Here is a 12,704-nt window from a genome sequence, read left to right as displayed (position 1 = left end):
ATGACATTTCGCAGGCGGCTGTACCTCACCTTAAGTCCGGACGAAAGAGGAGGGGTTATCGAAAGAATTTTTGAGTTGGTCGTTATTCTTACGATAATCCTAAACATCCTTGAAATTGTATTTGATTCTGTTCCAAGCATTCACAATGAATATGGCAAGCTGTTTACAGGCTTCGAAATCTACTCACTGATATTTTTCACAATCGAATACATCGCACGTGTCTATTCGATCGTTGAGGACAGGAAGTACAGAGATCCCGTACGAGGAAGGCTCGAATACATGGCTACTCCGCTTGCCATTATCGATCTTTTAGCTTTCCTTCCTTTCTATCTCGTCTTTCTGCCAATTGATCTTCGCTTCCTGCGAATCTTTAGATTAATGGCCCTGTTCCGAATGTTTAAAATCGCGCGCTACCTTCATGCGCTTAGCATCTTTAAACGGGTGTTACAAGACCGTAAAGAACAACTGGTCCTTAGTTTCATTTTTATTTTATTTATCCTCGTTGTCATTTCTTTCATTATGTTTTATGCCGAAAATGAAGCGCAGCCAGATAAATTTAGCAGCATTCCGGCAACAATGTGGTGGGGCATTGCTACACTGACAACAGTCGGCTATGGAGACATCGTACCCATTACTACATTAGGCAAATTTTTAGGTGGACTTTTTGCTATTGCCGGGGTGGGATTACTTGCTTTGCCTGCTGGTATCTTGTCGTCGGGTTTTTTTGAAATGTTACACACAAAAGATGCAGGTTCGAAACACACCAAAGTATGTCCACATTGTGGGAAAGAAATTCACGAAATGAAATGAAGCATACAACAGCCAGAACACTCAACGGATTGATTTTAGCCGGTGGCAAAAGCCTGCGGATGGGCCAGGATAAAAGTCTTATCGAATATCACAATGTTTCGCAACGCGAATATTTATTTGCAGTACTGAAAAATTTTTGCGCAGCAGTATTTACCTCTTGCAAGATTACGCAAACGGTCCCCGCGCGTTTTAATCCACTTCCAGATAAATTTGATTTTGAGAGCCCCCTGAATGGCATCCTGACGGCATTTGCTCATGACTCAATTGCAGCCTGGCTCACCGTGCCAGTAGACATGCCGTTAATTGATGTCGAAGTCATATCGTACCTGATCAGTAGACGCGACACCAGCAAGGTAGCTACATGCTTTTATGACTCCGATGGAAAAAATCCTGAACCTTTAATTGCCATTTGGGAACCGCGCGCCCATTCGCTGCTGTCGAATTTTTATAAAGAAGGAAAAATCAGCCCCCGCGATTTTTTGAAACAGTACAATACGCATATCATCCAAATCCCGGATCGGAATGCATTGGCTAATATCAATAGCCCGGAGGAACTGGAGAAGTTTAAAGCGAACTTTAAAAACGAATGATCTGCGCTCCGCATTCGGAAACTCCGACAACGCAGCTCAATTTTGATAAAGAATAGTTAATTCAACCCTACGGTTAAGCGCTCGCATTTCCGCTGTGCTGTTGTCATTCAAAGGCTCCTTCATCCCTTTTCCATCAACAGAAATCCTTTTCTCCTCAACGCCCTTGTTTATCAGATATTCTTTGATCTTTTGCGCACGGTGATGCGATAATTTCAAATTAAATTTTTCAGACCCAACATTATCCGTATGACCAACCAACTGAATTTTTAGCTCGGGATTATCGTGTAACGCTTGGGCAAGGTCATCGAGGTATTGGGCTGTTTTCTTATTAACGTCAGCACTATTGAACTCAAAATTAAAGTCCAGCGTCGCCTTTTCCAGAATCAGTGGTTCATGTTGAAATGTACCCGTGGTTGCACTGGCATTGACCGAATCTTTTTTTTTCTTTAACCTTGAAGTCAAGTCTTCTTTAAGGATAGTCTTCGTTTCTAAAGAATCAGCACGGCTATCTTTTCCGACGGGGGCTTTCTTTACCGGAATTTTATTGGTGACTTCTTTTTTAACGGCAGGTTTCACCGAACTCGGCGTCAATTTTTTCTTCGACCTTCCGATATTTCGCTTTCTCGGGATCACCAGTTTACGCAATTCAATTCCAATTTCAACGGCACCTGTATTGGCAACATTTCTGACAATAACAGGAAAATCATAACTAAGACCAATGGTAAGATTCTCCTTATACAACTGTAAGCCAATTATCCCCGACCGACCGATCACATATTTGGTAATGAAATTTAAATGGGTGGGTCCTTGCTCGCGCGAAGTACTGAGATCGTACCGGGTAATTAATCCGGCGTTTAATACGTTGTTTGACGCACTGCGCGTATATAATAACTCCGGAAACATACTTACATTCCCCCGGTGATATGTTCGAAATCCCAGGGATACAACAAATGTTGAGTTCAAGTGACTCTCCTGTTCCAAAAATGAATTCTTGGGCTTATTAAAATCAAAAAAGGAAACGCCCCAATAAGCAAGCCTTGTTCCTTCTTTGTTGATCTTCTGCCAATACAATCCGGTACTGAAAGTAAAAAAGTCAGTATTGAACTGGCCTGTGTTCTCACCGCTCGCTAGAGCTTCATTGAAACCTCTGTCCGGCACATATTGAGCACCGGTATACAAACCGTCAAGATCCACTTTTCGGTTTTGATAAAGGGCCTTTACCCCCAGCGATATCGTTTGGAGTTTAGCTATTGGTACGTTCAAAGCATACGATAATCCAGCTTCCTGCGTATTAAAGATTCCTGCCTGACCAGACCGGTCGTCCATAAAACTTAAGCCAACGCCCGACCATCGGTTTCCTCGAGGCGAGATGAACGGATAAGAAACGTTTACCACATTGCTTGTTAAATGGAAACCTCCGTCTGTAGCCTGGTTTCGATAATCAAAACTTAACGTGGCATTATCGGAACTAGCTACTTCAGCCGGGTTAATTCGCTGCGTCGTAAAATTATATTGAGAGAATTGAAAATACTGTGCAAAACTCGCCGTGATGCAAACAAAAAACAATATGCTAACGACAATGATTTTCATGCAACACAGTAATTACCGAATCAGTACGACGGAGCCACTATCTTTCCCATTAAGTAACAGAGGTCCTGAAGCAAGCGCTCCCTTCACTTTCCAAAAGTAGACGCCTGGAGGTTGTTTCAATCCATTTTTTGTTCCATCCCAACCGTGCTGCAGTGCTTCCGGTAGGTTTGAAGTTTTATATACAAGCGAACCTTCACGATCGTAGATGCTGATCGAAAATTGTTGCGCAGAAACTAAGCCGTATATTTTGAGCTGATCGTTTTGTCCATCGTTGTTTGGAGAAAATAGATTGGGAATAAAACCTGTTTCTTCGACCATAATCGTTACCTGAGCCTGACTTGCGCAATTCAAGGAGTCGTATCCGGTAACCGTATATTGGGTCGTAGCGGAAGGCGATGCTGTAGGATTAGGGACATCAGGCTGACTAAGTCCTGTCGGCGGCGCCCAGATATAACGTTGTGCGCCGCTGGCCTGTAGCTGAACGTTGCTGCCTTTCATTATCCTGAAATGATCGACCGCAACTTTTACTTCTGACTTGCTGAGTTTCACTGCCGTTTTGCGAATAATGGTGCACCCTAAAGTATTAGATAATTTAACAGTTATTGAATCGGGTTTTGTTGCTTTAATAGTGATAGTGTTAGAAGAACCTAGGTCCCCATGCTCCAGGCTGGTCCAAAATACATTCCCCCACCCTGGCTCCACTTCAAATGAAACAGACGCATCTGCGCAAACATATTTTTCGTTTTTCTCAACTTTTAACGTATCGTCTTTAATTTGAATCGCCCAGGCTTTCAACAAAGAACAAGCTTCCCCCATAGGATTGTAATAAAATATCGTATCTCCTTTGGTATCGGCAAAGCTGAACTCACTGCCGATTCCTACAAAACCATTCGAAAATGAAAACCAAAGTGCCGTCGGAGGGGAGGTGAATACCAGCTTTTCCTTTGAACATGCAGATATCGCCTCCGTTGCAATAGTCGCGCATGGTGATCCTCCGACACCTGTACCACCCAAGCACACCGAACCTGCATGAAAACTATTATCCACTGATTGGATTGAAAATCTCAAACCATCTACCGACACTTTTCTCAGCAGTTTGAAATTTTGCGTACCGTTATTTCCATGCGTTACTGTCAATCGTTTATCCTTCATTAAATCAAATTCCCCTGATTGATAATTTTCTGCACCATCCAGAAATACATCATAGGTAAGCGATTTTTGCGGCGTATGGTCGTCAGCGGGTTTATCCCAATACATAAATACCCGGTTAAATACTGGCAGGGCAACGGCATTAAGCGGTGCACCAGGTCCGAAATTTTTGCTTTTCATCAAAACATTTGGAAGTTCTAATGCCACAGCGGCGTCATCTTTGACGGTGAGTAAATCCAGATTACCATCGTGTTTCATATCACCAAAACGATGGCTAATCAACTGCGCATCCGGCAGTGGAATTACCTGGCCATTGCTGTATTCAAGGATGTTGACCGTGTCATTTCCACGGATACCCGAATAATTTATATCGACCATTCCATCATAATTTAAATCCGCAATAAATGATCTTCCGTTTTTTAATCTCACAGGTAAATCTTTCAAACGATATGCATCTCCATTTTTTTGATACATTACCGTGACAGCCTCGCCGTTTTTATTTTCTGCCATCAATAAAATTTCAAAAAAACCATCTCCGTCGAAATCCCCACGCGATGCCTGGCCCGCCAAGGCCGTTTGGTTTTTTATATTGAAATAAAAATTTCCTCTGTTGATGAACAATCCGGTAAACAAAGAATCAGGGTTTACCTTGCCACTTAAGAATAAGTCCATTTGACCGTCACCATTTGCGTCTACAGTTTCAATTGCTGAGCAATGTATTTTAAGGGAATCGTGAACCGGTACCCATGTATCTCCCGAAATGCGTTTCAGGATTTTAGTAAAGTAGCCATTGTTATCTTCACCACTTATAATTAGCTCAGCCCTTGCGTTATTATCCAGGTCCATAAAAGCTGCCTTCGAAAACGCTGGGAGTGAAGAGTTTATTTTCTCAAAATTGTAAGCACCTCTGTTGAGGTAAACGAATGTTGATGCGACGCCATTTTTTTCTCCAGAGATGATAAGATCTATGGCGTTGTCACGGTTATAATCCGCTAGCAGATGTGCTCCATGGTTTAAGATTGGAAACACTTTATTCAACTCCGACAACGGACTTACACTATCCCCTTTAATTATTCCAGCATAACTTCTGGCAGTTGCTGTTTTCATGAATAGCAATACCTCCAACAGCCCGTCGTTGTCAAGATCAACCCATTCCGTGTCAACTTGTTTGATGGAGTCTGGTAATCCAAGATTAGGCTCAGCTGTTTGCGCCACGACACTGGCATGAATGAGCATGAAAATTCCCATCACGATTATTAATCGGCTCATCTTTTTATTCTTTAATTTTTTGAATTTGAAAAGTGAGTGGCAGCGATACTTTGCTTGCAACTGGTTTACCATTCAAAGTCGCCGGTTTCCACGCCGGCATGTTTTCAACTAAACGTTTTGCTTCCATTTCAAAAGGTTCGCCCAACGAATTAACCACTTGGATGTGTTCAGGCTTTCCTTCTTTGTTTATAACAAATGAAATGGTCTGAATACCTTGGATGGAATCTTTCAATGCTGCACCTGGATAAATCAAGTTGGAATTGAAGAATTTATACAGTTCAGGATAACCCTGTACAGGTTCTGCTTGTTTGTATTCAGATTCCTTTGTCAGAGGCTCAATTATTTGCTTAGACGGGGATGTTTCCTTTTGCTCTTTTTGCTGCGACATTGCTCCAGGTTTTGACGGCACCCGGGCTGCATGTTTCTGCCGCGCAATGTTTTGAGCATTACTTGTATCCACTGGAACTGAAGGTAAATTTGTTTTTTTAGTGCCACCAACCGAATCCGTTGTTTTGCTTGTGGTTGCTGCAACGGTAGGTGTATAATCTTGCCGTAAAAAAAACCACACCAAAGCTACTGTAACGACAAACGCGGGAATTCCCCACTTTAAAAATGATTTGGTGCGAGCTGCACGTATCGTGATATTTCTCTTCTCCAAGAGACTATCAAAGTTCATATAACTTTGAATTTCTTCATCCGAAGGATTCTCTTTATGTTTCATTATGCTGATCTTTTGTCTCATTTCTTCTTTAGAAAAAGTTTTTTCATTTTCTCCAGTATCCGGTACACTTTTACCTTCGCGTAGGTCTCTGTTATCCCTATGATATCGGCAACTTCTTTAAAAGGGCGCTGTTCAAAGAATCGCAGTTCAATAATTTGCAGCTCTTCCTGGGTAAGCTTTTGCAGAATGTCAGGAAGCCGTTCGTGCAGATCATCGAGGTGTGAGTCATTTGTAAGCTCTTCGTATAAATGCTGGACACTGACATCCTCGATAGTTACAAGTCGGTACCGATTGTTTTTTCTGAAATAGTCGTTGCATTCATTTAAAGCAATTCGGAATAGCCATGCCGAAAAAGGCAATCCTCGAAACGTAAACCTTTTTATATGAAGCAGCGCCTTTAGAAATACCTGGCTGGTGATGTCTGCCGACAACGACTTATCGCCCACCCTGTGAAGAACAAAGAGAAAAATTCGCTTAAAGTACTTTTGATAAAGAGGCCTAAAGGCTTCAGGATCAGCCTGAGATCTTTTAATTAAAAAATCCTCAGCGTGCGATTCCTCTTGCCGGTTATCTTTTTGCTGAATCACCAATTTTTTTTTCAGGTAAAATTTCAAAACCTAAATGCAGGAATGTCAAAAAGATACAAAATTGGAAGGCGGTTTTTCCAAATATGGCGTATTATCGATGTAAGATTTTAGCCCGTTTATAACATTTTCTTCGTATCTTCGTTTTAGTAAAAAAATCTACTATCCATGAAAACAGTTGTAAAAACACAGGTAAATCCGATTCATCGTGATTTGCTTATCGCACTAAGTATAGGATTTTCGCTTGCTGTAGGCATTGTTTCAACCGTCGCCTATCTGCTGGCATAACCAAATAAAAAAGGCTCCGATGGGAGCCTTTTTTATTTAGGGATATCGATCAAAAACCTAGGCTTTCATTTCCAGGGCCGGGCGCGCGGAAATCCATTCTTCGCCATCTTCAAATACTTCTTTTTTCCAAATAGGCGCAACAGATTTTACGGAGTCAATAATAAATTGACAAGCTTCAAAAGAGTCTTTTCGATGCGGTGTAGACACAGCAACGACCACAGATGTTTCACCTGGTTTTAATGTACCAATGCGATGACTTACTGCCCAACCTAACAATGGCCACCGATGAGATGCTTCATCAATTATTTTTCTGATCTGTGACACCGCCATTGTTTCATACGCTTCATACTCGAGCCACAATACATTTTTTCCGTTAGCATTATTGCGAACAGTCCCGATGAATACATTCACAGCACCGGCACCAAGGCTGGAAACTGTATCGATAATCTTCTGTACGTCAATTGACTTTTCAGTGATTTTAATCATGATTGAAAAAGATTGGGTTGAACAATAAAATCCAGCGAGTTAATGAAGGTAACTAAATACCCTAAAAACGCAAAGAAAAAAAAGTATTTACCCCCCGCTAACGGGAGGAATAAGGGCGATTTCATCGGCGTCATTTAGCTGAATATTTTCATCTGCATAGTCGTTATTTACAGCAATAAATAACGAGCGAAGACCTAGCAACTGTGGATATCGCTCATTCAGTGCAGCTCGCAAATGTCCCACGGTATGGCCCTCAATTTCTATAAAAGTCTCCCGACCTCCCAGTAAGTCTTTGGTAATCCCAAAAGCTTTAATTCGATACTTATTCATAGCGCAAAGGTAAAGAGTTAAATATTAATAGTTAAAAATTCGTTTTTACCTCCGTGCTTTTGCGTTAATGTCTGGTTAACGATTGCAGGTCACAATTCTGCATAATTGGCGCCACAAAAAGGCTAATAAGCTTCAGAAAGAAATATTTTGGTCAGGCCAACAACCAGTGATCGACGATTAAAGGGCAACAGACGGCACGAAACGAATCATAGATAACATTTAAACTTTTAAACCAGAACCGGTAACTTTGTACCTTACGCAAAATACCTTTGACAACGCTTTACGATAATCACGGAAGACCCATTACCTACGTACGGTTGGCCGTTACGGATCGCTGTAACCTGCGATGCTTTTATTGTATGCCGGAGGAAGGTATCCGGTATTTACCCAAGAAACAGCTTCTTACATTCGAAGAAATTGAGCGCCTGATATCGATACTGGCATCTTTGGGAATCTCAAAAGTGAGGTTAACTGGCGGCGAGCCATTCGTCCGGAATGATTTGATGAAACTGATCAATAGGATCAGCGAAATTCCCGGCATCCAGGATTTGCATCTCACTACCAACGGCGTGCTTACTGCTCCTTATGTGCCAGAGCTAAAAAAACTGGGTATCGCATCGGTGAATCTCAGCCTGGACACCCTGGATAAATCCAGATTTCATGCTATTACACGACGTGATGAATTTGAGCCGGTGATGCGCACGCTGAATCTTTTGTTGGAGCATAAAATTCCCGTAAAGATTAATGCTGTGGTTATGGACGGAAAAAACATTGATGACATCCTGCCCTTGATTGAATTTTCAAGGAATAATGCCGTGGATATACGGTTCATTGAGGAGATGCCTTTCAACGGCGAAGGCAACCATTATCCTACACTCAATTGGACCTACAGAAAGATTCTTCAATATATTGAGCAGCATTATCCAACGTTGACCAAAATACCTGACGCGGCATTTTCCACTTCATACAATTATAAGATTCCAGGATATACGGGAAGTGTCGGCGTTATAGCTGCATTCAGCCGTACTTTTTGCGGCACCTGCAACCGGATTCGATTAACCGCACAGGGCACTTTAAAAACTTGTTTATATGATGATGGAGTTTTGGATGTTCGTCAACTGTTACGCAATGGTGCAAATGATGAACAAATCAAGCAACAACTTCTAAAAGCATTCACCTCCAGATCCAAAGATGGCTTTGAGGCCGAAAGAAAAAGGGTGAACCAATCTCCAGCCTCAGAATCGATGTCGACAATTGGTGGATAACCGCTTTAAAACCGTCCAGCACCGCAGTCTCCGAATTTGGAATCCCTGGTAAGTTTTATTCCACAATCTTTCTATTTTGCGGGTTGTTATTTCATAACTATGAAAAAAATCAACTTTTCGAAGGATGTACTGCCACATGCTATTGCCATTGGCGTATTTCTTATCGTCACTGTCTTCTTCTTTAATCCGGTTTTCTTTGATAACAAAGTATTGGATCAACAGGATATAACACAGTGGGAAGGGTCTTCAAAAGCTATGCGTGATTATCGTGCTAAAACCGGTGACGAACCATTGTGGACGCCATCGATGTTTAGCGGCATGCCGGGATACCTTGTGAATGTTGAATGGGGAAATGGAGCGGTCAGTTTCTTGAAAAGTGTCCTGGCCGTCTCGCTCCCTCATCCTATTGCTAACATCTATCTTGCGTTTATCTCCTATTATATCATGCTGTTGGCCTTTGGCGTGAGGCCTTATCTTGCTATTGCGGGCGCGTTGGCATTTGGTCTTTCGTCTTATTTGATAGTAGGATTAAATGTTGGCCACAGTTCAAGAATCGGTGCAATTGCGTTCATGCCATTGGTGATGGCCGGCGTGCATCTCATTTTTTCTAACAACAAGATTCTGGGATTTGGTGTAACAACGGCTGGGCTGGCGCTTCATTTGCGCGAGAACCATTTACAAATGACGTATTATTTATTGTTAATACTCATCGCCTATGGGATCATGCAGCTCGTTGTCTTTATTAAACAAAATAAAACACCGGATTTTTTTAAGGCCATCGCCTGGCTGGTGCCGGCTTCGATTATTGCCATTGGCACCTTTATAGCGCCAATGTGGGCGGTTCTGGAATATAGCACCTACTCGCGCGGTAAATCGGAGCTGGTGTCTTCAAGTGCTTCCACGGCATCTTCTGGCGTAAACAGAGACTGGGCCTTCGCATATAACTATGCCATAGACGAACCCATGACGTTGTTGGTTCCAAGTTACTATGGAGGTACGAGTCAAAATTTATTTGTACAAGATCGGGAGAGCGAAACGTACAAGGCACTCGCACGAAACGGGGATGAGAAAATGTTCAACCAGTTGGCGTACTATTCCGGGGCGTACTGGGGACCTAGTACACCTTTTCCTTACTACGCTGGAGCTATCATTGTCTTCTTATTCGTTTTAGGAATTATCTTTGTTGAAAAAAAATATGTTTGGTGGCTTGTGTTCATTTGTATACTAGCCACTATGATGAGTTGGGGAAGTAATTTTTCAACTTTCAATTATTTCATATTCGATTACCTGCCCGGCTATAATAAATTCCGCTCGTTTACTTTTGCAGTTGTTATGATTCTCATAGCAATGCCGTTGCTAGGGTTTATTGCAGTAGAAAAAGTCCTTACTGAAGGATTAGTCAAGCCAACGAAGAAGAAACTACTTGTTGCGTTCGGGATCGTCGGTGGAATTTGCCTGTTGCTTTTACTCTTTGCAGGCATGTTTAGTTTCATTAAAGACGGCGAGGAAGCGATGCCCCCCTGGTTTATCAGCGCCCTGGCTGATGACCGTAAAAGTCTTTTACGGAGCGATGCCTTCAGGTCATTCGTATTTATAACGTTGGCATTTGTGGTATTGTATTTTGAGATCTGGAATAAACTAGCACCAGTGGCATTTTACTCATTCCTAATTGCCATTGTTCTATTGGATGTTGCCGTTGTCGATGCACGCTTTCTTACCAAGGACGATTATAAAAGAAAACGTGAGAATACCTTTTTTACACTTACTGAGGCCGACCAGGAAATATTAAAGGACAAATCATATTATCGTGTATACAATTTGCAGGATGCATTCGCGGAGGCGCGTACATCCTATTTTCATAACTCTATTGGCGGCTATCATGGCGTAAAACTTCGACGGTATCAAGATCTTTATGACACCTGTTTGGCCCGCGAAACAAATGAGCTTATCCAGGATGCATCTTCAGGTAACATAGATTTTAGAAAATATGGGGTGATCAACATGCTCAATGCCAAATACCTGGTATATGGTGGAGGCCGTGACAACATCATTCCAAATGCAAGTGCGCTCGGAAACGCATGGTTCGTTTCCAAAGTGGAGACCGTAAACTCCCCGACCGAAGAATTAACAAAAGTATGCGACATTGATACGCGAACAACTGCCGTTGTCGATGGCTCCAAGTTCAAGGTCGCAGATATCAATTTTGACAGTTCCTCGTCCATCAAACTCATTGAGCATACACCCAACTATCTGAAATACGAAAGTCAGTCGGCGCAAAACGGTTTAGCGGTATTTTCAGAGATCTACTATCCAAAAGGATGGATCGCTTCAATTGATGGGAAGGAATCGGAAATAATTCGTGCTAATTATATACTCCGCGCCCTGGTTATTCCTTCCGGTAAGCATACCGTTGAGTTTAAATTCAAGCCTGCTCCTTATGTCGTCGGAAACAAAATTACGATGGTCTCTTCCTGGTTGATGCTGCTGGTCGTGTTGGGATGTATAGGGTGGTCCATGAAGAAATAAACAATGTGGTTAACCGCCCTGGGGGCTGTGCCTTTGCGTTCTGAAACATCCCATTAAGCTAAAAGGCGCTCTGAGAAAAATAGACACTACAAAACTTTTAATAAGCTCCCTTTACCTTCATCTTCAAGGTATAGACGGATTTACTTGCTGTGATAAAAAGTGTCTTACGATCTTTTCCGCCAAAACACACATTGGCAGTCCATGGTGCATCGATTGGTATATTCTCCAGCTTCTCCCCTTTTGAATTAAAAACGGTAACGCCACGTCCTGTCAAATAAACATTTCCCTTTCTATCGATAGTCATGCCGTCGGAGCCCATATCGGTAAACAGTGTTTTATTTGTTAATGTACCATCATCATTGATGGAATAGGCATAAGTTTTTCGTCCTTTAATATCTGCGATATATAATTTTTTTCCATCAGGTGTTCCAATGAGTCCGTTGGGTTGTAATAAATCTGCTGCTACAATCGACAGTTTCTTTTTATCTGGCGATAGATAATAAACGTTCTCTTGTTCGATTTCTTTTTCCGTTCTTGTCCAGTAATCTCTCTTGTAAAAAGGATCGGTAAAATACATTCCTCCTTTTGGATCTACCCAGACATCATTAGGCCCATTTAATTTTTTCCCTTCAAAATCCTTTACCAGGATGGTAACGTTTTTGTTTTTATCGATTTGCCAAAGCTGATTATTTCGATCGGCACAAGATATCAGGTGTCCTTCGTTATCAAAAAAAAGCCCGTTAGATCTTCCTGCTCCCTCCATGAATACAGACAATGTTCCATCGGTAGACCATTTCATGATTTTATCATTAGGTTGGTCAGTAAAAAAGATGTTGCCATCAGCATCTACAGCAGGGCCTTCAGTAAATATAAAGTCAGAAGAAACGAGCACAGGCTTGGCTCCTTTGGCAACGACGCTACTCGGATCTTGTACATGAGCATACTTTAAATTGAAATTTAAAAGGAGAAACAGAAGACTTAATAAGTGAATTTTACGCATGAGTAATTAAAAATTAATCCATTCAAGATAACAGAAGTTGTGAAGGTTCGATACATGTTGACCATAATTTTCTTGGAAACCACATGTTGTTTTCAA

The 12,704-nt window shown here is 41.8% G+C and carries 11 protein-coding genes; 4 read left to right on the top strand and 7 right to left on the bottom strand.

Annotated elements, in window-relative coordinates:
- Together P2W71_RS07795 and P2W71_RS07790 are read left to right on the top strand one after the other, a co-directional pair.
- A complete protein-coding gene (locus P2W71_RS07795) occupies window positions 1–810 on the top strand; it encodes an ion transporter (RefSeq protein WP_276369281.1) in 810 nt (269 codons plus the stop codon).
- On the top strand, window positions 807–1,400 hold the full coding sequence (locus P2W71_RS07790) for a molybdenum cofactor guanylyltransferase (protein ID WP_276369278.1): 594 nt from the start codon (window positions 807–809) through the stop codon (window positions 1,398–1,400). Before P2W71_RS07795 ends, P2W71_RS07790 begins: the two co-directional genes overlap by 4 nt.
- Window positions 1,401–1,436: 36 nt before the next feature.
- Here the strand turns inward: P2W71_RS07790 and P2W71_RS07785 are convergent, their stop codons facing one another.
- The 6 genes from P2W71_RS07785 to P2W71_RS07760 form a co-directional block, all read right to left on the bottom strand.
- Window positions 1,437–2,990, bottom strand: coding sequence for a PorP/SprF family type IX secretion system membrane protein (locus P2W71_RS07785; protein WP_276369276.1), 1,554 nt, complete (start codon window positions 2,988–2,990; stop codon window positions 1,437–1,439).
- A 12-nt stretch (window positions 2,991–3,002) separates the two neighbouring features.
- Window positions 3,003–5,408 carry a gliding motility-associated C-terminal domain-containing protein gene (locus tag P2W71_RS07780; RefSeq protein ID WP_276369273.1) on the bottom strand — a complete coding sequence of 802 codons (2,406 nt, stop codon included), beginning with the start codon at window positions 5,406–5,408 and terminating at the stop codon, window positions 3,003–3,005.
- A 4-nt stretch (window positions 5,409–5,412) separates the two neighbouring features.
- Window positions 5,413–6,129 (bottom strand): energy transducer TonB, encoded by a 717-nt coding sequence (locus tag P2W71_RS07775; RefSeq protein ID WP_276369271.1) that lies wholly within the window; start codon window positions 6,127–6,129, stop codon window positions 5,413–5,415.
- A 17-nt stretch (window positions 6,130–6,146) separates the two neighbouring features.
- Complete coding sequence (locus tag P2W71_RS07770) at window positions 6,147–6,716, bottom strand: sigma-70 family RNA polymerase sigma factor (protein ID WP_276369268.1); 570 nt, start codon at window positions 6,714–6,716, stop codon at window positions 6,147–6,149.
- A gap of 342 nt (window positions 6,717–7,058) precedes the next feature.
- On the bottom strand, window positions 7,059–7,487 hold the full coding sequence (locus tag P2W71_RS07765; RefSeq protein ID WP_276369265.1) for a molybdenum cofactor biosynthesis protein MoaE: 429 nt from the start codon (window positions 7,485–7,487) through the stop codon (window positions 7,059–7,061).
- 87 nt (window positions 7,488–7,574) lie between these two features.
- Entirely contained in the window at window positions 7,575–7,817 is a 243-nt protein-coding gene (locus P2W71_RS07760; protein WP_276369262.1) for a MoaD/ThiS family protein, read from the bottom strand.
- A 269-nt stretch (window positions 7,818–8,086) separates the two neighbouring features.
- On the opposite strand from P2W71_RS07760, the gene moaA reads away from it, so the two are divergent.
- Together moaA and P2W71_RS07750 are read left to right on the top strand one after the other, a co-directional pair.
- On the top strand, window positions 8,087–9,082 hold the full coding sequence (moaA, locus tag P2W71_RS07755; protein WP_276369260.1) for a GTP 3',8-cyclase MoaA: 996 nt from the start codon (window positions 8,087–8,089) through the stop codon (window positions 9,080–9,082).
- Window positions 9,083–9,181: 99 nt separating this feature from the next.
- The gene (locus P2W71_RS07750; protein WP_276369258.1) at window positions 9,182–11,608 is read left to right on the top strand and encodes a YfhO family protein; all 2,427 of its coding nucleotides are present in this window, start codon (window positions 9,182–9,184) and stop codon (window positions 11,606–11,608) included.
- 97 nt (window positions 11,609–11,705) lie between these two features.
- Here P2W71_RS07750 and P2W71_RS07745 read toward each other — a convergent pair whose 3' ends face one another.
- Complete coding sequence (locus P2W71_RS07745) at window positions 11,706–12,608, bottom strand: SMP-30/gluconolactonase/LRE family protein (protein WP_276369256.1); 903 nt, start codon at window positions 12,606–12,608, stop codon at window positions 11,706–11,708.
- Between the last annotated feature and the right edge of the window lie 96 nt (window positions 12,609–12,704).

Origin of the sequence: Chryseolinea sp. H1M3-3 (assembly GCF_029360725.1) — a bacterium.
In the GTDB taxonomy this organism is placed as follows: domain Bacteria; phylum Bacteroidota; class Bacteroidia; order Cytophagales; family Cyclobacteriaceae; genus Chryseolinea.
This window is presented reverse-complemented; position numbering and strand designations above follow the sequence as displayed.

What these genes read in the sequence shown, in the direction of transcription:
- P2W71_RS07775 (WP_276369271.1), bottom strand. Translation starts at nt 6,129, where the DNA reads ATGAAACATAAAGAGAATCCTTCGGATGAAGAAATTCAAAGTTATATG.
- P2W71_RS07785 (WP_276369276.1), bottom strand. Translation starts at nt 2,990, where the DNA reads ATGAAAATCATTGTCGTTAGCATATTGTTTTTTGTTTGCATCACGGCG.
- P2W71_RS07765 (WP_276369265.1), bottom strand. Translation starts at nt 7,487, where the DNA reads ATGATTAAAATCACTGAAAAGTCAATTGACGTACAGAAGATTATCGAT.
- P2W71_RS07745 (WP_276369256.1), bottom strand. Translation starts at nt 12,608, where the DNA reads ATGCGTAAAATTCACTTATTAAGTCTTCTGTTTCTCCTTTTAAATTTC.
- P2W71_RS07760 (WP_276369262.1), bottom strand. Translation starts at nt 7,817, where the DNA reads ATGAATAAGTATCGAATTAAAGCTTTTGGGATTACCAAAGACTTACTG.
- P2W71_RS07750 (WP_276369258.1), top strand. Translation starts at nt 9,182, where the DNA reads ATGAAAAAAATCAACTTTTCGAAGGATGTACTGCCACATGCTATTGCC.
- P2W71_RS07780 (WP_276369273.1), bottom strand. Translation starts at nt 5,408, where the DNA reads ATGAGCCGATTAATAATCGTGATGGGAATTTTCATGCTCATTCATGCC.
- P2W71_RS07790 (WP_276369278.1), top strand. Translation starts at nt 807, where the DNA reads ATGAAGCATACAACAGCCAGAACACTCAACGGATTGATTTTAGCCGGT.
- P2W71_RS07795 (WP_276369281.1), top strand. Translation starts at nt 1, where the DNA reads ATGACATTTCGCAGGCGGCTGTACCTCACCTTAAGTCCGGACGAAAGA.